The sequence below is a fragment of the Bradyrhizobium sp. NAS96.2 genome (assembly GCF_001908235.1).
Classification (GTDB): Bacteria; Pseudomonadota; Alphaproteobacteria; order Rhizobiales; family Xanthobacteraceae; genus Bradyrhizobium.
The window spans coordinates 12811-31503 of the sequence record NZ_LGHK01000041.1 but is presented as its reverse complement, the minus strand read 5'-3'; the positions used below and the strand labels follow the sequence as shown (position 1 = coordinate 31503).

24 protein-coding genes and 1 riboswitch are annotated in these 18693 nt (G+C 64.3%); of the genes, 17 read left to right on the top strand and 7 right to left on the bottom strand.

Annotation, left to right across the window (positions count from 1 at the left end):
- Positions 1–37 precede the first annotated feature (37 nt).
- The 7 genes from AC628_RS11030 to AC628_RS11000 all read left to right on the top strand — a co-directional run bounded on the left by AC628_RS11030 (position 38) and on the right by AC628_RS11000 (position 6204).
- Positions 38–337 (top strand): putative quinol monooxygenase, encoded by a 300-nt coding sequence (locus AC628_RS11030; RefSeq protein WP_074126865.1) that lies wholly within the window; start codon positions 38–40, stop codon positions 335–337.
- 25 nt (positions 338–362) lie between these two features.
- Positions 363–662 (top strand): putative quinol monooxygenase, encoded by a 300-nt coding sequence (locus AC628_RS11025; RefSeq protein ID WP_074126864.1) that lies wholly within the window; start codon positions 363–365, stop codon positions 660–662.
- Positions 663–669: 7 nt separating this feature from the next.
- Positions 670–1293, top strand: a complete 624-nt coding sequence (locus AC628_RS11020) for an urease accessory protein UreE (protein WP_074126863.1) — start codon at positions 670–672, stop codon at positions 1291–1293.
- Positions 1274–2011, top strand: a complete 738-nt coding sequence (locus AC628_RS11015; protein WP_074126862.1) for an urease accessory protein UreF — start codon at positions 1274–1276, stop codon at positions 2009–2011. Before AC628_RS11020 ends, AC628_RS11015 begins: the two co-directional genes overlap by 20 nt.
- Positions 2012–2167: 156 nt before the next feature.
- The gene (gene ureG, locus AC628_RS11010) at positions 2168–2815 is read left to right on the top strand and encodes an urease accessory protein UreG (RefSeq protein WP_074126861.1); all 648 of its coding nucleotides are present in this window, start codon (positions 2168–2170) and stop codon (positions 2813–2815) included.
- Positions 2816–3326: 511 nt separating this feature from the next.
- Complete coding sequence (locus tag AC628_RS11005; RefSeq protein WP_074126860.1) at positions 3327–4988, top strand: CHASE domain-containing protein; 1662 nt, start codon at positions 3327–3329, stop codon at positions 4986–4988.
- A gap of 187 nt (positions 4989–5175) precedes the next feature.
- Positions 5176–6204 carry a cytochrome-c peroxidase gene (locus tag AC628_RS11000; RefSeq protein ID WP_074126859.1) on the top strand — a complete coding sequence of 343 codons (1029 nt, stop codon included), beginning with the start codon at positions 5176–5178 and terminating at the stop codon, positions 6202–6204.
- A 28-nt stretch (positions 6205–6232) separates the two neighbouring features.
- Here the strand turns inward: AC628_RS11000 and AC628_RS43915 are convergent, their stop codons facing one another.
- Positions 6233–6394 carry a hypothetical protein gene (locus AC628_RS43915; protein ID WP_168193350.1) on the bottom strand — a complete coding sequence of 54 codons (162 nt, stop codon included), beginning with the start codon at positions 6392–6394 and terminating at the stop codon, positions 6233–6235.
- Positions 6395–6706: 312 nt separating this feature from the next.
- On the opposite strand from AC628_RS43915, the gene AC628_RS10995 reads away from it, so the two are divergent.
- On the top strand, positions 6707–7690 hold the full coding sequence (locus tag AC628_RS10995; RefSeq protein WP_074126906.1) for a hypothetical protein: 984 nt from the start codon (positions 6707–6709) through the stop codon (positions 7688–7690).
- Between the two features lie 21 nt (positions 7691–7711).
- On the opposite strand, the gene AC628_RS10990 is transcribed toward AC628_RS10995, so the two are convergent.
- Complete coding sequence (locus AC628_RS10990) at positions 7712–8077, bottom strand: methylamine utilization protein (RefSeq protein WP_083632775.1); 366 nt, start codon at positions 8075–8077, stop codon at positions 7712–7714.
- 220 nt (positions 8078–8297) lie between these two features.
- Here AC628_RS10990 and AC628_RS10985 point away from each other — a divergent pair, with 220 nt between their 5' ends.
- Positions 8298–11207 (top strand): EAL domain-containing protein, encoded by a 2910-nt coding sequence (locus AC628_RS10985; protein ID WP_074126858.1) that lies wholly within the window; start codon positions 8298–8300, stop codon positions 11205–11207.
- Between the two features lie 122 nt (positions 11208–11329).
- Here AC628_RS10985 and AC628_RS10980 read toward each other — a convergent pair whose 3' ends face one another.
- Together AC628_RS10980 and AC628_RS10975 are read right to left on the bottom strand one after the other, a co-directional pair.
- Positions 11330–11878 carry a sigma-70 family RNA polymerase sigma factor gene (locus AC628_RS10980; protein ID WP_016847265.1) on the bottom strand — a complete coding sequence of 183 codons (549 nt, stop codon included), beginning with the start codon at positions 11876–11878 and terminating at the stop codon, positions 11330–11332.
- Entirely contained in the window at positions 11878–12081 is a 204-nt protein-coding gene (locus tag AC628_RS10975; RefSeq protein WP_018269610.1) for a NepR family anti-sigma factor, read from the bottom strand. Before AC628_RS10975 ends, AC628_RS10980 begins: the two co-directional genes overlap by 1 nt.
- 298 nt (positions 12082–12379) lie before the next feature.
- Between AC628_RS10975 and AC628_RS10970 the strand changes: the two genes are divergently transcribed.
- A complete protein-coding gene (locus tag AC628_RS10970) occupies positions 12380–13192 on the top strand; it encodes a response regulator (protein WP_016847263.1) in 813 nt (270 codons plus the stop codon).
- 98 nt (positions 13193–13290) lie between these two features.
- On the opposite strand, the gene AC628_RS10965 is transcribed toward AC628_RS10970, so the two are convergent.
- Positions 13291–14502, bottom strand: a complete 1212-nt coding sequence (locus tag AC628_RS10965) for a cytochrome P450 (protein ID WP_074126857.1) — start codon at positions 14500–14502, stop codon at positions 13291–13293.
- Positions 14503–14714: 212 nt separating this feature from the next.
- On the opposite strand from AC628_RS10965, the gene AC628_RS10960 reads away from it, so the two are divergent.
- From AC628_RS10960 to AC628_RS43910, 3 genes are all read left to right on the top strand, one after another.
- A complete protein-coding gene (locus tag AC628_RS10960) occupies positions 14715–15440 on the top strand; it encodes a TetR/AcrR family transcriptional regulator (protein WP_074126856.1) in 726 nt (241 codons plus the stop codon).
- Positions 15441–15504: 64 nt separating this feature from the next.
- Positions 15505–16386, top strand: coding sequence for a DMT family transporter (locus tag AC628_RS10955; RefSeq protein WP_074126855.1), 882 nt, complete (start codon positions 15505–15507; stop codon positions 16384–16386).
- 62 nt (positions 16387–16448) lie between these two features.
- A complete protein-coding gene (locus tag AC628_RS43910) occupies positions 16449–16589 on the top strand; it encodes a hypothetical protein (protein WP_158231282.1) in 141 nt (46 codons plus the stop codon).
- Positions 16590–16613: 24 nt separating this feature from the next.
- Here AC628_RS43910 and AC628_RS10950 read toward each other — a convergent pair whose 3' ends face one another.
- Positions 16614–16856 carry a hypothetical protein gene (locus tag AC628_RS10950; RefSeq protein ID WP_074126854.1) on the bottom strand — a complete coding sequence of 81 codons (243 nt, stop codon included), beginning with the start codon at positions 16854–16856 and terminating at the stop codon, positions 16614–16616.
- A 178-nt stretch (positions 16857–17034) separates the two neighbouring features.
- Between AC628_RS10950 and AC628_RS43905 the strand changes: the two genes are divergently transcribed.
- The 3 genes from AC628_RS43905 (at position 17035) to AC628_RS10945 (ending at position 17828) form a co-directional block, all read left to right on the top strand.
- A complete protein-coding gene (locus tag AC628_RS43905; protein WP_168193349.1) occupies positions 17035–17211 on the top strand; it encodes a hypothetical protein in 177 nt (58 codons plus the stop codon).
- 37 nt (positions 17212–17248) lie between these two features.
- Complete coding sequence (locus tag AC628_RS45795) at positions 17249–17371, top strand: hypothetical protein (protein ID WP_283806554.1); 123 nt, start codon at positions 17249–17251, stop codon at positions 17369–17371.
- Between the two features lie 54 nt (positions 17372–17425).
- A riboswitch (Fluoride riboswitch) is annotated at positions 17426–17486 on the top strand.
- A 159-nt stretch (positions 17487–17645) separates the two neighbouring features.
- A complete protein-coding gene (locus AC628_RS10945; protein WP_245321131.1) occupies positions 17646–17828 on the top strand; it encodes a CrcB family protein in 183 nt (60 codons plus the stop codon).
- Between the two features lie 203 nt (positions 17829–18031).
- Here the strand turns inward: AC628_RS10945 and AC628_RS10940 are convergent, their stop codons facing one another.
- The gene (locus tag AC628_RS10940; protein WP_074126853.1) at positions 18032–18286 is read right to left on the bottom strand and encodes a hypothetical protein; all 255 of its coding nucleotides are present in this window, start codon (positions 18284–18286) and stop codon (positions 18032–18034) included.
- Positions 18287–18448: 162 nt separating this feature from the next.
- On the opposite strand from AC628_RS10940, the gene AC628_RS10935 reads away from it, so the two are divergent.
- Positions 18449–18670 (top strand): hypothetical protein, encoded by a 222-nt coding sequence (locus tag AC628_RS10935; RefSeq protein ID WP_050425834.1) that lies wholly within the window; start codon positions 18449–18451, stop codon positions 18668–18670.
- Positions 18671–18693: the final 23 nt, after the last annotated feature.

Here is an 18693-nt window from a genome sequence, read left to right as displayed (position 1 = left end):
AGGCTCGAGACAAAAGAGAAAACCGGGAGGAATTTCCGTGATTTACGTCGTTGCTACGCTGACCATCAAGCCCGAGACCCGAGCCGAATTCATCTCCGCGGCGACGGCCTGCATCAAGGAAACCCGCAAGGAGCCCGGCAACATCGCCTACGACCTGCATGAGAGCGTCACCGATCACAGCAAGATGGTGTTCGTCGAGCAGTGGGAAGACGCCGAGGCGCTGGTGCCGCATCGCACCGCCGAGCACATGAAGACGTTCGGCCGGGTCGCGGTGAAGTGCATGGCCGCGCCGCCGAAGATCGAGGTGATCACGCCCGAGAAGGTCGACGTCCGCTAATAAAAACAAGAATGGGAGAAACAGCATGATCTATGTCATCGCCACCACGCCGATGAAACCGGAAAACAAGGACGACTTCATCAAGGGACACAAGGCGTGCATCGCCGAGACCCACAAGGAGAAGGGCTGCCTCTCCTACGAGGGCCATGTCAGCGTCAACGATCCCAATCTCTATGTGGTGGTGGAGCGCTGGGAAACCCGCGACGACCTGACCGCGCACAGCAAGGCACCGCACATGAAGGTGTGGCGCGAATATTCCGCCGACATGAAGACCGGGCCGACGGTGATCGAGATCATCAGCGACGCCAAGGTTCAGAAGCTCTGAGGCATCGATGATCCGCGCAACCAAAGTCCTGGGACAGCATCGCTTCAAGGAAGCGGCAGCCGACACCGTCGTGCTCGATTTCGACGACCGGCACCGGCGGCGCATGGTGATGACCGGGACGCGCGGGCTCGAATTCCTGCTCGACCTCGAAAACGCCGTCGCGTTGCGCGGCGGCGATGCGCTGGTGCTGGAGGACGGCCGCCTCGTCGAGGTGGTCGCAGCTCCGGAGCCGCTCGCGGAAATCCGCGGCAGCGATCCGCATCACCTGATCCGGGTCGCCTGGCATCTCGGCAACCGCCATCTTCCGACGCAGATCATGCCGAAGGGCCTGCGCATCCGCCGGGATCACGTGATCGAGGCGATGGTGAAGGGCTTGGGCGCCCGGGTCATCGAGATCGAAGCACCGTTCGATCCCGAGGGCGGTGCCTATGCCGAGCATGCGCATGCCGACGAGCACGCGCATGGTCACACCGGGCACGATCATGCCCACGCGCATGATCATGGTCACCACCACGGTGATGGACATCACCATGATCACGGGCATGACCACGATCATCACCATCATCATGATGAGCATTGCGAGCACGCCCATCATCATCACGACCACTCCCATGCTCATGACCACAAATGAGCCCGATCCCGCCGCGCTGCGCGGCGGGATGGCGGAGGACGAGGCGGCCGCGCTGTACCGGCTGATGACGTGGCTGTCGCCGTCCTTTCCGGTGGGGGCGTTCGCCTATTCCAGCGGCATCGAATGGGCGGTCGAGGCCGGCGACATCACCGATGCCGCGACGCTGCGGGATTGGCTCGCGGCGATGCTCACCGACGGCAGCGGATTTTGCGACGCCGTGTTTCTCGCGCAGAGTTTTCGCGCGGCGACGGAGCCCGGCCACGCCGGGCTGAAGGAGACCGCCGAGCTTGCCGCCGCCTTCGTGCCGTCGCGCGAGCGGCAGCTCGAGACCACGACCCAGGGACGCGCCTTCATCGAGATCGCCCGGGCGGCCTGGAATTCGCCGGGTCTCGACGCGATGGTCGCCGCCTGCGACGGCCCGATTGTCTACCCAATCGCGGTCGGCATCGTCAGCGCTGCGCACGGCGTTCGGCTGGCGCCGTCGCTGCATGCCTTCCTGCACGCCGTGCTCTCAAACTGGATTTCCGCGGGCAGCCGGCTGATCCCGCTCGGGCAGACCGACAGCCAGCGCGTGCTGGCCGATCTCGAGCCGGTCGTTGCCGCGACCGCAGCGCGGGCCAATGCAGCCGCGCTCGACGATCTCGGCAGCGCGACCTTCCGGGCCGACCTTGCCAGCCTGCGTCACGAGACGCAGTATACGCGGCTGTTCCGGTCATGAGGCGCTCTCCGCTGTCGTCCCGGCGAAGGCCGGGACCCATAACCACCGGCCTTCGTGGTTATGCACGGCTGTCGCCCCGGCGCGTCGCAACAACTCTATTCGGTGGTTATGGGTCCCTGCTTCCGCAGGGACGACGATAGCGGAGGCACTGTTCACATGCCCACTTCTCACGGCCCACTCCGCGTCGGTGTCGGCGGTCCGGTCGGCTCCGGCAAGACCGCGCTGATGGACCTGCTCTGCAAGTCGATGCGCGAGCGCTACGAGATCGCGGCGATCACCAACGACATCTACACCAAATGGGATGCCGAGTTTCTGGTGCGCTCCGGCTCGCTGACGCCGGACCGCATCGCGGGCGTCGAGACCGGCGGCTGCCCGCACACCGCGATCCGCGAGGACGCCTCGATGAACCTCGCCGCGGTCGCCGACATGCGCGCGAAATTCCCCGACCTCGATCTGGTCCTGATCGAGTCCGGCGGCGACAATCTGGCGGCGACCTTCTCGCCGGAATTGGCTGACCTCACGATCTACGTCATCGACGTCGCCGCCGGCGACAAGATCCCCTCCAAGGGCGGCCCGGGCATCACGCGATCCGACCTCCTGGTGATCAACAAGATCGACCTCGCGCCTCATGTCGGTGCGTCGCTTGAGAAGATGGACACCGATGCCAGGCGGATGCGCGGCGAGCGGCCCTTCGTGATGACCAATTTGAAGGAGAGCGACGGCCTCGACCGCATCATCAGCTTCATCGAGACCAAGGGCGGTCTTCGGTCGCAGGGCACCGGCAAGGCCGGCAAGGCAAGGTAGCGCGTTAATCATTGTGGCGAACGGCCGGACTGTTCTTTCCAGCTGAGCAAGCGGCACCCCTCTCCCCGGCCCTCCCCCGCAAGGGGGAGGGAGCCCTGTCGCCAGTGCTTCCCTCACGCTCGATCATCGGTGTGCGGAGTTGCGTCGTGCATTACGAAGTAAGGTGAGCACGATGGTCAGGCTCCCTCCCCCTTGCGGGGGAGGGTGGGGAGAGGGGTGTGCCCCGAGCTCTGACGAAAGTGATTTCGCGATCTCGATCACCCCGTCGCAAAAAAGCTGCGCAATCGCCGGAACAAATTCCAACTTTGACGATTAGCAACCTTTGGCGCCGCCAAAGACCGCCGGGTGGCGTCGTCGTTAATGTTGCCGACCGGCTCCTGTTGCGTACCGATGATCGCCATTCCATATTGCTTTGCGGCTGGCGTTCATCGCTTCCTGATTTGTCGCCGCCCCCGCAGAAACCAGATGCCTTCAGTCCCCTTTCGCCACCCCCTGATTGCCGAGTAAGCGTGTGGTTCGACTGGGCTTCATCGTTGCGTTGATTGCGTTGATCGGAGTTCTGCTCTCCGGTCTTGCCGCCTATCGGGTGCACGATCAGGAGCTTGCGATCGACGGCATCGCGCTGGCGCGGGCGATCGACGTCCATGCCAGCCTGGTGCAGGACCGCCTGACCGAGCGCGAGCTGCTGGCACGGGTGGCTTCGGGGCTGTTCCGGACGCCGTCGATGGTGAAGGCCAACATGCTGCAGCCGCTGCGCTCAGCGATCTATGCCTTCAAGACCGATTTCGTCGTCGCCGCCTGGATCGCGCGGCTCAAGCCGAACGAGCTGAGCGCAGCGGAGGCCGAGCTGAAGGCCAACGGCTTCACCAATCCGACCATCCGGGATTTCGACGACCAGGCGCTCGACCTCAAGGCGCTCGACAAGCCGATCAACGTACTGATGGACGTCGAGCCGCGTAATCCGGAGACCCTGAGCATCCCCGGCCGCGCCTTCGACCGTCACTCGGTGGTCGGCCCAATGCTGGCGCGGGCGATGGCCAATGCCAAGCCGGTGGCCTCGGACCCGGTGCCGCTGCTGCGGCAGAACGGCCCGGTCGGCGTCGTACTCGCCGCGCCGGTGTTCCAGGAGGGTGCCTCCGAGCCGGCCGGCTTCATCACCTTCTCGTATGAATTGTCGGCGCTGATGCTGACCAACGACGATTCCTCGCTGTTCGCGGTGGCGCTGAAGGATCCGCGCGATTCCAACGACGAGTTCACTGCCAACGAGCAGGGCATCGTCACCTCGCGCGCGGTGCGCCAGGACGGCCCGTCGCCGTCGATGGTCCGCACGGTGACGTTCGGCGGCCGTGACTGGTCGCTCGACTATTACGCCAAGAGCAACGCGACGGTGCGGGCGCAGCAGACCGCGACCATCGTCGCGGCAATCGGGCTCGCGCTGACCGGCATCGTCTGCGGCCTGTTCGGCTACGTCGCCTACAACAATTTGCGTCTCAGCCGCGAGATCGAGGTCCGGATCGGCTTCGAGCGCCGGCTGACTGCTGTGATCGACGAGCTCAACCATCGGGTCAAGAACATCCTCGCGGTGATCCAGTCGATCGTGACCCGCACGCTGCGGCATGGCGCCGATATCGATGTCGCGCGCGAACTCCTGATCGGGCGCATTCACGCGATGTCGAATGTCGTGACGCTGCTGAGCGAGAGCCAGTGGCAGGGCGTCAAGCTGAAGGGCCTGTTCGAATCGCGCGCGATTCCGCATGCCGACCGGATCGCGGTGAACGGCCCTGATATCACCGTCAGCGCCCGCGCCGCGCAATCGCTGTCGCTGCTGTTCTTCGAGCTCGCCTCGCACTCCGATGAAGGGCTGTCGCTGGTCGGCAAGCATCCGCACATCGTCGCCAATTGGGAAGTGGCCGGCGAGGATGCCGACGCGGTCTTCCATTTCCGCTGGGAGGAGTTCAACACCAGCCAGGCGACGCGGCGGGCCGACAGTGATTTCGGCCTGATCCTGCTCGACCGTGTCGCACCCGAGGCGCTGGGCGGCACCGCGAAGCGCTACTTCACCGACGTCTCCTATGTCTACGAGCTGACCGCGCCGATGGACACCGTGGTCGACATGACCGAGCGTGACCGCACCGAGCAGTTTTCCGCGCCGGTCCGTCCGGCGAAGAAATAGCCGCGCGCGGCCGCCACAGTTTGTGCGGCTCTATCGCTGCGCGGATTGATCGTATTCACGCTGATGGGAATACGCTGGCAGGTTCCGGGATCGACGCCCGGCATCCGTAATATCCCGCAACCGAACGTTAAAACTTCGTTGAACATGCTTGGGCATAAACCGAGCAGGATACCGTCTGAGGACCCCGATGAGGCTTTGGGTCAGCCTGACCTTGCTCGCGGCAGTTTTGCCGGTAGGGCTGTCGCTTGCCTTGACCCCGGCGACGGCGCCGAAGGACCCTGCCTCAATCCGTGCCAGCTATCGCCGGCCGGACGTCGTTCCCTTCCCGAGCAGCAATCCCTATTCCGAGGCGAAGTCCGCGCTCGGCCAGATGCTGTTCTTCGATCCGCTGCTGTCGCGGTCGAAGACGCACGCCTGCGCGAGCTGCCACAAGCCGAGCCTGTCCTGGGCCGACGGCCTCCCGCGCGCCATCGGCGAGGATCCGAAGGGCCTGCCGATCCGCTCGCCGACACTGATCGACGTGGCCTTCTTCGAGCCGCTGGGGTGGGACGGCAAGTTCAAGGATCTCGAATCCGTTGCGTTCGGGCCGATCCTCAGTCCGATGAACCTGAACATGACCGAGGCGGAATTGATCGCGCGGCTCTCGGCGATCCCAGGCTATGCCGACGCGTTCGCCCACGCGTTCGGAGACGGCGCGATCACGCGGCCGAGGATCGAGCAGTCGCTGGCGACCTTCGAGCGCTCCATCGTTGCCGGCGAGGCCCCGTTCGACCGCTGGATCAAGGGCGACGAGAGCGCGATCAGCGCATCGGCCAAGCAGGGCTTCGAGCTCTTCAACGGCAAGGGACGGTGTTCGTCCTGCCACAGTGGCCCGTCCTTCTCCGATGGATCGTTTCAGGATATCGGCACCGCCAAGGGCCATGACATCGGGCGCGGCCGTTTCTTCCCGACGTCGGCGAAGCTGAAATACGCGTTCAAGACCCCGACATTGCGCGACGTCGCGCGCCGTGCGCCCTACATGCACGACGGATCGGTCGCAACGCTGGAAGATGTCATCGAGCTGTACAACAAGGGCGGGATCGAGCGGCCGAGCCGGTCGCCCGACATCAAGCCGTTGTCTCTGACCGCGGGCGAGAAGAAGGATCTGATCGCCTTCCTGCAAACTCTGACCGCTACCGCGCCGCCGGTGGCGGGGGTCCCCAAACTGCCGCGCTGACCGCCGCAGAGGGTTTAGAACGGGGCTGTCAGGCCAGGTGCGGCAGTGCGGCCCCCAGGAGGCCGAGCCCGACGATCAGCAACGCGCCGGCGCAGGTCTCTAGCGTCGCCGCGCGCTCTGCGGATGGTTTTGTCAGGTAGGCGAGGGCCGACCCCACCCCGATACTCACGACGCTCAACGCTCCGAACATGTAACCGGCCTCCCGATCCGATCTGTCCGGGCTTCACTACGACAGTTGAATTGAGCCCCCGTGCCGGAATTAGCTAAAATTCGATGGAATCGGCTGAAAAGACGGCACTGAGGGGCGAGCCGGGGCCTGCCTGCCACAATTAACCACAATGCAACCAGCGGCTGTCACGGGCAGGCGCAAAGCTTAAAATTTGATATAAGTTAAACAAGTCCTTAAGTGTGTGTGTGGGCGGTTGGTTCAATGTTTAGTGGGCAGGGGCGAAATGCCGGCTCGGCTGTGCGCTCCTATTTCGCCACGTGCTTTGCAGCGGTTTTGTTTTGCGTCACAGCCGCGCGCAGTGCCGAGGCACATGTCAAATGGTTCTGCGCCTACGATGTTGCCGGTCAGCCCCGGGGACTCGAGAACGTCCTTTGCCTCGATTTTGAACTGCTGCTCGGCATTGCCATCTTCTGGCTGTTTGCGGGTTGCGTGATCGAGCCGACGTCGCTGGGGGATGCGACGATCCGGGTGCTGGACCGCATCACCGCGCCGCTGCGGCTGCACACCGAAGTGATGATGCGCGCGGTCGCGGCGTTCTTCTTCATCTCGATCTGGGCTGTGGGCGGGATCCTGCTGACACCCGAGTTGAAGACGACGTCACCCTTCGTGGGCGCGTTGCAGCTCGGCATCGCCGCCGGCATGCTGTCGCGGCGCACGCTGCCATTGTCGGCCGCGGGGATGGCGATCCTGTTCGGGGTCGGTGTCCGCGACTACGGCGTCTTCCATCTCGCCGATTATCCGATTTTTCTCGGCGTTGCCGCCTATTTCGCGCTTATCGGGCTGAACAAGGACCTGTTCGGCATCCGGCCGATCGACGTGATGCGGTACGCCGCGGCGGTGACGCTGATGTGGGCCTCGATCGAGAAATGGGCCTATCCGGAGTGGAGCTTCCCGCTCCTGATCGAGCATGCCTCGATGACCCTCGGCTTCGACAATGAGTTCTACATGCGCGCCGCCGGCATGGTGGAATTCACGCTCGCCTTCGCCCTGATCTGGACGCCGCTGATCCGGCGCTGTGCTGCGGCCGTGCTGACGGGGATGTTCATCGGCGCCTGCTTCGAGTTCGGCAAGATCGACACGATCGGACACTCGGCGATCATCGCCGTGCTGTTTGCGATCATCGCCGACAACAAGGTGCTGCCGCGCGATCGTCGCGCCCCGTGGCTTGCTCCGGTCGCGCTCTGTGCCGCGCTGTCGCTGACGTTGTTCGTCTACTATTTCGGCCACGCCGCGATCTTCAAGACGTCGGTCCTGTAGATCGTCGTTGTCTCGAATGGGCTATTTGGCGACGTGGACGGCGAGCTTCATCTTCGGATGAATGCCGCACAGTACGGTGTAGTCGCCGGGCACGGAGAAGGTGACGTCGAACTTGCTGCCCGGCTGCTGGTCGCCCGAGTCGAAACTGAACGTATCGCTGCTCAAATAAGCGTGATGCAGCAGCTCGCCGTCATCGTTAATGAAGCGTAAAGCCTCGCCGCGCTTGATCGAGATCTCGGCAGGCTTGAATTCACGATCTTTCTGCGAAATGACATAAGGGCTTGCGCCCAAAGCCGCTCCCGCTAGCGCTCCGGTGACGATCGCCGCCGCAAATGGCACGCGGCCGAACCGGCCCAGGCGCACAGCGCGCAACAAGCCTGACTGCATAAGACCCCCGCTTGAACCTCGAACGCCCGACATCGGCACCCCCAGGGTGCAAGTGGCGCCCCCCGGATTACCTGTAACGGTGATTATCGCCAGCCGATCTTAACGATTTCAGCATGAGTTCCAGTCACTACTAAGGCAATTTTGAGCAGACAGTCATTTTTCCGCAGCGCTGCGCGTTTCTGCGTAGCTTGAACATCGAGCACTACGGCGAAACGCGGGTATGGATAGCCTATTAGGCAACCTCAAGACGAAGACCGGTGCAGCCATTCGGTTCGCCACCGGCCGCCTGTCGCGTCTTGCCCTGACCACGGGGTCGATCCGCGCCCAGATCCTGATTTTCTGCCTCGCGATGAGTGCCGTTGCCGTCGCGCTCGGCGGATACTCCATCCTCGGCATCCGCCATGCCGGCGATCTGGTGGCCAAGACGTTCGACGAATCCCTGATGTCGATCAATTATGCCCGCGCCGCCGGTGCGGACTTCGCCTCGATGCGGGTCGCGTCGTCGCAGCGCCTGTTGACCACCGATCTTGAGATTCGTGCCAGCCTCGACAGCCAGATCGAGAAGCTCGCGAAGACGCTCTCGGAGGATTTGACGATCGCAGCCGACCGGTCGCAGTCCACACGGGCTGCGCAAGCCGCGGCAAAGGTTCAGGAAGCCGCCGACGCCTGGATGGCGCTGCATCGCCGCGCGATCGGATTGTCCGTGGAGGAAAATCCGGCGGTCGATCCGCGCGCATCGAGCACCACGGTCGGCGACGTCGATCGCTACTCCAAGATCGTCAGCCAGCAGGTTGAGCTGTTGGTCAACTATACGGCTGGCGACGGCTTTCTGTTCCGGCAAAAGGCGCTTTCGACCATCAAGCGGGACCTGCAGCTCAACGTCGCCGGGCTGACGGTTGCGCTGTTCCTGTCGGCCCTGTTCTCGTGGTTGCTGGCGCGCCGCATCATCGGCCCCGTCGCCATTGCATCGCGGGCGGCGCGCAGCATCGCCGGCGGCGACCTCGACGCGACCGTTCCCAAGGGCGGCACCGACGAACTGGGCACGCTGCTGACGGCGATGGAAACGATGCGCGACAACATCAGGCGGATGGTCGATCAGGAGGTGTCGCAACGCCGCTCCGCGCAGGCGCGGCTGTCCGATGCGCTCGAAACGTCGCGCGAAGGCGTCGTGCTGCTCGACGCGGACGGCCAGATCGCGCTGGCCAACTCGCGGGCAAGCGAATTCATCCGCCTCTCGCCGCAGCTGCTGCAGTCGGATCGGCTCGATGCCCCGAGCCTGGCGCCGGCCGACGGTGACATCGATGGTTTTGCCAGCGAGGCGCAGCTTTCGGACGGACGCTGGCTGCGTGTCAGCCGCAGCGAGACGCAGGAGGGCGGCGTCGTCCTGGTCTACAGCGATATCTCCGCGCTGAAGCAGCAGAAGGCGGAGCTGCATGAGACCAATCTGCGGCTCGATGCGGCACTCACCCACATGTCGCAAGGGCTGTGCCTCTACAACAGCGAGGCGCGGCTGCAGGTCGCCAACCGCCGGTTCTGCGAAATCTTCGATATCTCGCCGGAGCTCGTCGTTCCCGGAATGACCATGGAGGACGTGCTCGGCCTCAGCGTCGCCGCCGGCAATCATGGCGAGCGGACCGTCGCCGACCTGCTGACCGAACGCGAGCGATCGATGGCCCAGCACGAGGGCAACTATCTGCAGCATCTCAGCGACGGACGGATCATCGCCATCGCGCAGCGGCCGACAACCGACGGCGGCTGGCTCGTCACCTGCGAGGATGTCACGGAACAGCAGCGGGCCGAGTCGCAGATCGCGTTCATGGCCCGCCACGATGCCCTGACCAGGCTGCCGAACCGGACGTTGCTGGCGGAACGGATCGAGCTCGCGGTCGCTCAGGTCGGTCGCGGATCCGGCTTTGCGGTGTTCTGCCTCGATCTCGACAATTTCAAGCAGGTCAACGATACGCTCGGGCATCCGGTCGGCGACGAATTGCTGTGTGCAGTCGCGGACCGGCTCAACGCCTGCGTCCGCGAGGTCGATACCGTCGCGCGTTTGGGCGGCGACGAGTTCGCGGTCATCCAGTGCGGCGTCCAGGCCGGAGAGGAGGCCGAACGTCTGGCTCGCCGCATCGTGGAATGCGTCGGCGCTCCCTATGAGCTGAACGGACATCGCGTCGTGGTCGGATGCAGCGTCGGCATCTCGATGTCGCCGGTCGACGGCACCACCGGAGAGAAGCTCCTGAAGAACGCCGACGTCGCCTTGTATCGCGCCAAGATGGAGGGCCGGGGCACCTGGCGCTTCTTCGAGCCCGCGATGGACGCCAGCCTGCAGCGGCGGCGGGCGATCGAGCTCGACCTTCGCGAGGCGATGGCCAAGGACGAATTCTCGCTGTTCTACCAGCCGCTCTATGATCTCCATCTCGACCGCATCTGCGGCTTCGAGGCGCTGCTGCGCTGGCATCACCCGAAGCGCGGATTGGTGCCGCCGGACCAGTTCATCCCGATCGCGGAGGAGATCGGCCTGATCGGTCCACTCGGCGAATGGGTGCTCGACCGTGCCTGCGAACAGGCCGTCACCTGGCCGAGCGAGATGAAGCTCGCGGTCAACGTCTCCGCGGTGCAGTTTCGCGATCCGAACTTCATCGACGTCGTCGTCAATGCGCTGGCGGCGTCAAAATTGTCGCCGCGCCGGATCGAGCTCGAGATCACCGAATCCGTCTTCCTTGCGAACAGCAGCGAGACGCTTGCAACGCTGCACAAGCTGAAAGCGCAGGGCGTGCGCATCGCGCTCGACGATTTCGGCACCGGCTATTCGTCGCTGAGCTATCTGCGCAGTTTTCCGTTCGACAAGCTCAAGATCGACAAATCCTTCGTGCGCGATGCGACCGCGACGCATGGATCGAAATCGATCGTGCGCGCCGTCATCAGCCTTGGCAGGAGCCTTGGCATGACCACGATCGCCGAAGGCATCGAGACCGTCGAGCAGCTCGACCATATGCGCGCCGAGGGCTGCAACGAGGCCCAGGGCTTCCTGTTAAGTCATCCGGTCCCGGTGACCGAAATCGCGGCCAAGATTCTCGAATTGAGGAACGGCTTCAAGCCGGCCGCCGTCAAGCAGGCGATGGCGGGCTAGGCCCAAGCATCATGTGGGGTCTACGTAGACCGGTCGCGTGAACGCGACCTGTCGCTTCCGAAAGCAAAGAGGCGGCCCACCGGTGGGCCGCCTCTTCTGTATTCAGTGGCGCTCGCGCCTGGTTATCCGCCATTGCCGCCGATCACGGCGCGCACGGTGTTGTCGGGGCCGAAGTCTTCGGCGCTGTCGACGTAGAGCAGCGCGGAGAGCTTCGAGCGTGCGCGGTTGACGCGGCTCTTGATGGTGCCGACCGCACAGCCGCAGATCGCCGCGGCATCCTCGTAGGAGAAGCCGGAGGCACCCACCAGGATCAACGCTTCGCGCTGGTCCTGCGGCAGCTTTTCGAGCGCCGCGCGGAATTCCTCGAACTCCAGATGCGCGGCCTGCGACGGCTGGCTCTTCAGCGTCTTGGCGTAGTTGCCCTCGGCGTCCTCGACCTCGCGCCGCCGCTTCCGGTAGTCGGAGCGAAACAGGTTGCGCAGGATGGTGAACAACCACGCGGGAAGGTTGGAGCCGGGCTGGAACGAGTCGATGTTGGCGATCGCCCGCAGCAGGGTCTCCTGCACCAGATCGTCGGCGCGGTCACCATTACCGGACAGCGAGATCGCGAACGCGCGCAGGCTCGGGACCGACGCCAGGATGTCGTCGCGAAGTTCATTCGTGAGAGGCATTAGTCCCCTCCATTGTTCTTGTCGGTATCGCCCCCGGCCACGGCCGCCGCGGCCGCTTCGGGCCCGTCGAGTTTGCGGATCAGCTCCGCAAAGCGGTCGGGCACCCCCTGCCGCACCACATCGTCGTACATGGCGCGCAGCTGGTGGCCGATTCTCGATTGAATCTCGGCGTTGAGACCGCCCTGCTTCTTTACTTCCTTCATGATCTGATCCACGCTTCCCCGGGAGTTAAGTCTCTGATTTCCAAGATGTTTCCTCGAAAAAAGAGGCTGGCCGCGTTGCCTCGTCGGTCTGGAGCTAATGCAAAGTTGCGCAGAAAGTTCCGGAAGGTTGGAACTATTTCGTGGAACTTTTTCGGCTTTCGCGCGTAGTCGGGCATGCAGGGGAACCGGGGTCGCCCCAGAAACTGGATTCTCTGAGCGGGATTCTGTCGTCCCCAGACAACGGGTTTCAGGCCACAAGGCCCAACAACCCAGGCCAAAGAACAAGGATGGAGTGGGAATGTCCCGATCGCAGATCGTTGCCGAACACCTTCCGCTGTTGCGCCGCTACGCTCGCGCACTGACCGGAAACCAGGCGTCGGGGGACGCCTATGTCGGGGCCATGCTCGAGGCCCTGTTGCAGGACGGATCATTGCTGGACCAGACGCACGGCCCGCGCGCCGGCCTGTTTCGGCTGTTCACCCAGATCTGGAATTCGGTCTCGGTGAACAACAACGACAACGCCGACGTCGCGACGCTGTCGCTGCCGCCGGAGCGCCGGCTCTCCAACATCACGCCGCTGCCGCGTCAGGCCTTCCTGCTGCTGTCGCTGGAAGGCTTCTCGGAGGAAGAGGTCGGCTACATCCTCGGCACCGACATCGCCGAGACGCGCAAGCTGACCGACGCTGCCGGCCGCGAGATGGCCGCCGAGATCGCTACCGACGTCCTGATCATCGAGGACGAGACGTTCATCGCCATGGACCTCGAGAGCCTGGTGAAGAATCTCGGCCATAATGTCATTGGCGTCGCGCGCACGCATTCCGACGCGGTGGCGCTCGCCAAGAACAAGAAGCCCGGCCTGATCCTCGCCGACATCCAGCTCGCCGACGGCTCGTCGGGCCTCGATGCGGTGAACGAGCTGCTGCGCACCTTCGAGGTGCCGGTGGTGTTCATCACGGCCTATCCGGAGCGCTTCCTGACCGGCGAGCGGCCGGAGCCGGCGTTCCTGATCTCAAAACCGTTCCAGCCGGCGATGGTGTCGGCGGTGGCAAGCCAGGCGCTGTTCTTCCAACGCAACTCGCGCAACCGCACGCCGCGCGCGGCGTCGGCATGACCTGAGTTTGCCCAAGCGGGCAAAATGCAGACCGGCGTGCCGAAAGGTGCGCCGGTTCTGTTTTGCGCCAGGCTTCGGTTCGCGGCCCGCCATCAACGTTATTTCGGCGCGACGCGGACCGGCATGGCGCTGAGCGCCCGTAGCCCCGAGCTGTCGCGGAAGGCGACCGGGCCCGCAATGTCGAATTGCTTCACGCGGCTGGCGAGCGCCGCGATCACGGCCTCCGCCTCCAGCCGTGCCACCATCTGCCCGACGCAGCCGTGAATGCCGACGCCGAAGCCCATGTGTCCTGACAACCGCCGCCTGATGTCGAACTGGTCGGCATGCTCCCAACGCGTCTCGTCGCGGTTGGCGGAGGCGAGCAGCAACAGCACCTTCTCGTGCTTGCCGATCGCAACGCCCGCGATCTCGGTGTCGTCAGGCGTGGTGCGGAACACGAACGGCGCCGGTGAATCGAAGCGCAGCGTCTCGTCGAACGCTGCGCGCGACAGTGAGGGATCGGCTGCGAGCAATGCCCATTGCTCGGGATGGCGCGCGAGCGTGTACAGCGCCATGCCGATCGCGCTGATCGTGGTGTCAAGCCCGGCGGAGAGAAGCGAGCGCACCAGCAGCGGCGCTTCGTCCGCGCTGATCTCGCCGGCGTCGGCCGCCTCGTAAACCTGCGCGCCGAAGCTGCCCGGGCGCAGCGCCTCGCGCTGGCAGCGCGCCGCGACCCAGGGCAGCACGCGCGGCGCCTCTTTCATCAGGTTGCGAAAATAGTCGTTCTCCGGCCCGAAGCCGGCGAACACCATCGCGCCATAGGTCAGGAAATTCTCGCGGCCCTCCTGATCGATGCCGAGCGCATCGGGGAATACGCTGACCGGAAACACCTCCGCGATGTCCTTGATGGCGTCGAACGATCCGCGTTCGACCAGCCCGTCAATGAGCGTTGCAGCCTTTGCCTTGAAGTCGTCGGCGAGCCGCCGCATCGCGCCGGGCGAGAGGATCCGCGCCAGCACCGCGCGGGTCCGGGTATGCAGCGGCGGATCGGCTTCCAGGATGATGCTCGGCGGCCGCCACGGCTTTTCCTTGAAGTGGTTCGCAAGCCCGGCGCCGCCGGCGTTGCTGAAATTGACGTGGTCTCCGAAGATCGTCTTGACCTCGGCAAAGCGCGGCACGGCCCAGATGTCGTAGCGCGTCAGGCGGACGACCGGCGCCGCGGCACGCAGCTCCGCGTAGGTGCCGTAGGGATCGGCCCGCGTCGCCGGGCTGAACGGATCGAAGTCGCTGCGGACAATGTCGCCGGCAAGGGGGCTCGCATGCGCGCTCATTGCATCCTCCCGTCTTGTGATCAGTTAATTGACCATAGTCAATTAACTGATGTATGGCAAGAGGCCCCGTTTCGATTCCATCGGAGCGGAAAAGGCTCTAAAGCGCGATGAGATTGGATTGAGTCGTCATCGCGCTTTAGCTCATTGTTTGAGCATGATCTTTCTCGGAAAACCGCTTCGCACTTTTCCGGATCATGCTTTAGGAGACGGCGATGTCGATCGAGGAGCGACCCAGCAAGGGCGCGCGGCGCTTTCAGCGCAGGGCGCGCCAGGAGGCCGACAAGGAGGCGCTGAAGGCGCTGATCCTGGAGACCGCGCGCAAGGAATTCGCCGCTGGCACGCTCGAGACCGTCTCGATCCAGAAGATCGCCGACGCGATCGGCTATTCGAAGGGCACCGTCCTCAAATATTACCCGACCAAGCTGCTGCTGCTGCTGGCGGTGAAGCAGCAGAACCTCGAAGCGGTTGCCGCAGCACTCGAACGGGTCCGCGCGCAGACGGCCGACAGCGATTTGCGGCTGCGGCGGGTGATGGAAACCTATCTCGACTACTGGGCCGACAATCCCGATCACTTCCGATCGCTGTTCTCGATGTCCGGCACCGTCGAGGACCGCCGTTTTCCCGACGGCGTCTATTTCGGCGAGACCGAGATCGCGCGCCGCAGCTACGAGCTGTTCGTGGTTTCGGTGCGGGAATTTCTGGCGGCGCATGGCGCTGAACCCGCGCCGGGCCTGCCGCAGCGGCTGGCGACCGCACTGCTGGCCGCGACCCATGGCGTGGTCGCGCTGACGCTCGGTACGCCGACCATGAAACTGCCCGACATGCGCGGCACCGGCCGTCTCCTGATCGCAAGCCTGTTCGATGCCTGGACGAGCAAGCTTGCCGCCGCGCGGAAAAGCGAGGGCTGGCCGCGGATCACAATCGGCACCTTTGCCTGACAGGGCGATGCGGCATGCGCGAGACGAAGTGGAATCGCATAGCTGCGCCTGCTAAGCGCGGCCGATGGACACGACTCAACGCGACAGGACGGTCGGCTTTCTCTGCCTGGTGGTGACGGCGTTCGGCTGGGCCCTGAACTGGCCGCTGATGAAGCTGCTGTTGCAGCAATGGCCGCCGCTGTTCGCCCGCGGGCTTGCCGGCACCTGCGCGGCGGTGATCCTGGGCACGCTGGCGCTGGCCCGCGGCCAGTCGCTCGCGGTGCCGCGCGAGGCGATCCCGCGGCTGCTGTTCGCCTCCTTCACCAACGTCTTTGCCTGGATGGGCTTCGGCACCATCGCGATGCGGTTCGTTACGGTCGGCGAGGGCGCGCTGTTGGCTTACACGATGCCGATCTGGGCCATGCTGTTCGCCTGGCCGGTGCTGCACAGCCGCCCGACGTTGCGGGATCTGGCGGCGCTGGTGCTCGGCATCGCCGGCGTTGCGCTGCTGCTTGGCGGAGGCGGCTTTGCGTTCAGCGCCGGCAAGCTCACCGGCATTGCGCTTGCGCTCGCCTGCGCCATCCTGTTCGCGCTCGGCAATGTGCTGAACCGCAAGCCGCTGCCGATGCCGCCGCTCGCCGTGGTCGCCTGGCAGGTCGGCATCGGCTGTCTCGTCATGCTGCTGCTCGGTGTTTGCTTCGAGCAGCCGAATTATGCCGCGATCACGCCGCTCGGCCTCGGCTGCTTCGCCTACATGACGCTGATGCCGATGGGCATCTGCTATCTCACCTGGTTCGAGACGCTGCGCCGCCTGCCGCCGACATCGGCGTCGACCGGCATGTTGCTGGTGCCGGTGATCGGCGTGGTCTCGGCCGCGATCATCCTCGGCGAGCCGCTGGGCCTGCGCGAGATCGGCGCCATGGCGCTCACGCTCGGCGGCGTGACGCTGGCGCTGCAACGGGCGTGAGTAGGTGGCCCAAGGAACCGACATTCGCGCATCGCGTTCTCCTGAGAAAAGGGAGCTTGGCCATGCGCAAGGCGATCGCGCGGCTTGATGCGGAGCAGAAGGCGCAGCTGCTTTATCTCGCAGATCTCGGCACGGCGATGTTCACGTCGGCGCTCGTGGTCTGCACCCTGAAGGCGGTCGTAGACCTCTTCGTCGGCGGTTGAACCGCCACTTGCGCCAACGCGCCGTCAATCCTCTTGCGGCGCGTCTCCTTGCATGTGCCCATCGGGACCCCGGTCGAAGACCCCATAATCGCTCGATTTCACCCCGGCTCCTGCATCGGTACCGGTGCCGGCCAGACCGAGCCTGAGCAGCTCGCGGACCGCTGCGGCGCGGGTCGGCATGCGGTGGTTGAACCGGAAATCATCCAAGGCCGCCAATTCGTCGGGGGAAAGCATGACTTGAAGACGTTCAGCGCGAAGCTCATTCATCGCAAGTCGCCAAGAATTAGTCACTTGAGCAAGTTGCTAAACCGGCAAACTCGCATTGAGTTCCACAGGTTGAGACAAAAACGTCGATTGAGTATAATTGTCAAATGAAATCAATTGCTTAGAAAAAAATTTGGGAACGATCGAGTGAGCTGTTTCGTTATGTTGCGGGAGTGATGCCATGACCAAGGACGTCAAGCTGCCCCGCAAATTATCCGAGGAGCCGAGAGCGCCGGAACCGCGGCGCGCAAGCCACGCTCGGGTCATCGATCAACTGGACCGCTGGGCCAACAGCCCCGGTCTGCAACCGCCAAGGATGGACGATGGAGAGGACGATTCAGAGACGGAAGCGATCTGAACCGCACACATTCGAGCAGCGGCTCGAGGAACACCGGGTGCGGCTCGAAACCCAGCTCGCGCAACTGCCGCGCGGTGCCGAGCGCGAGCAGATCGTCGCGCGCATCGATCAGCTGAAGACAGCCGTCGAGCTGAACGCGATGCTGTCGATGAGCGAGTAACTCGATAACCTAGCGGCGGGAGTTGCTCCCGCCGCTTTGCCCGCCTCCCATTCCCACTCTGATGGGGATGGAGTTCCCCGATAACCGCCGCAAGGCTGATGACTCCAACCGGGCGCGACAGCCTCGGTAGGGGCATGAGCCACCGCCCCGCCCAGCGAATGAGAAGGGGCGGAATTTCCCTGGGGCACGCTGGGGATCAATATCGTGGGCTCGTTCCTGATCGGGTCTTCGCAGAGTCGTTCGCGTTGAGCTGGAATGTCAGCCAGACGGTGCGGTGTTTCTCACCGTCGGCATCTGCGGCGGCTTCACCACCTTCTCGACCTTTTCGCTCGATGCGATCGTGCTGATGCAGCGGGGTGAGCTATGGCCGGCGGGCGCCTATATCGCGGCCTCCGTCGCGCTCTCGATACTGGCGCTGTTCGGCGGCCTGCTGCTGGTGCGGGCGTTCGCGGCTTGATGGTCAATTGCGCTGCCGATCGGGGGCAGCCGTCATGAGGCGAAGGGACCCTTGCGCAATTTCGGAATATTAGAATTGTGCCTCTGAGTTGCCGTGTCAAGCTGCGCCTGGCTCGAACGCCGCCGCCGGTTACTTTGCATGGGGTTGTTTTCGATATTTTGGCAGCGCCCCTGCGACGGCCCCATAACCTCATATCGCTCTAGCTAGTCGGTGGGATGGCGGCCGGTGCGCGGATTGATCGGCGACGTAGGCGGTCGACGCAGTGCTTCGGGCAGGAACGCTTCGCCGCTCCTGGGCGAGGCGTCGGCGCGGACGTCGGCCGCCCATTGCGCGCGTTCGTGGGGCGTCTGGTTGTCGTTGAAGGTCCGCTTCACGTCGACCCCGTCGACCGGGTCATTGACGCCGTTCCGGCTCGCGGGATGATCGACGCCGTTGTGGATGTCACTGGAGTTGCCCATCGCACCCTCCGGGTTCGGTTATCTCAGGACCAACATTGCCCGCGCGGGCACCGTTCCAAAAAAGTGAAGCGCCGGAGGTATTGGCTGCCGCCGGAATCCTTGGCGCATGCGGGGCCAGCCGGTAAGATGGAACCCGGAACGACCAAGGGAAAGACCGAGGGAATGAAGCATGTCGACGTCGCGGTGATTGCTGCCACGCTGTGGCTGTTGGCGTCGATGGTGCTGGACATCCTGACGCCGAAGTCGATCACCGTGTTCATGATCGCCGCTGCGCTCGCCCCGCCGTTCCTGATCGGGATCGGCATCCATTTCGCGCGCGAATATTTCAAGGCCAAGCGGCGCAGCTACCAGCCGCCGCAATGGGACGAACGCTTCAGGAACTAAACCGGACTCTGGCGGGGCAGGGC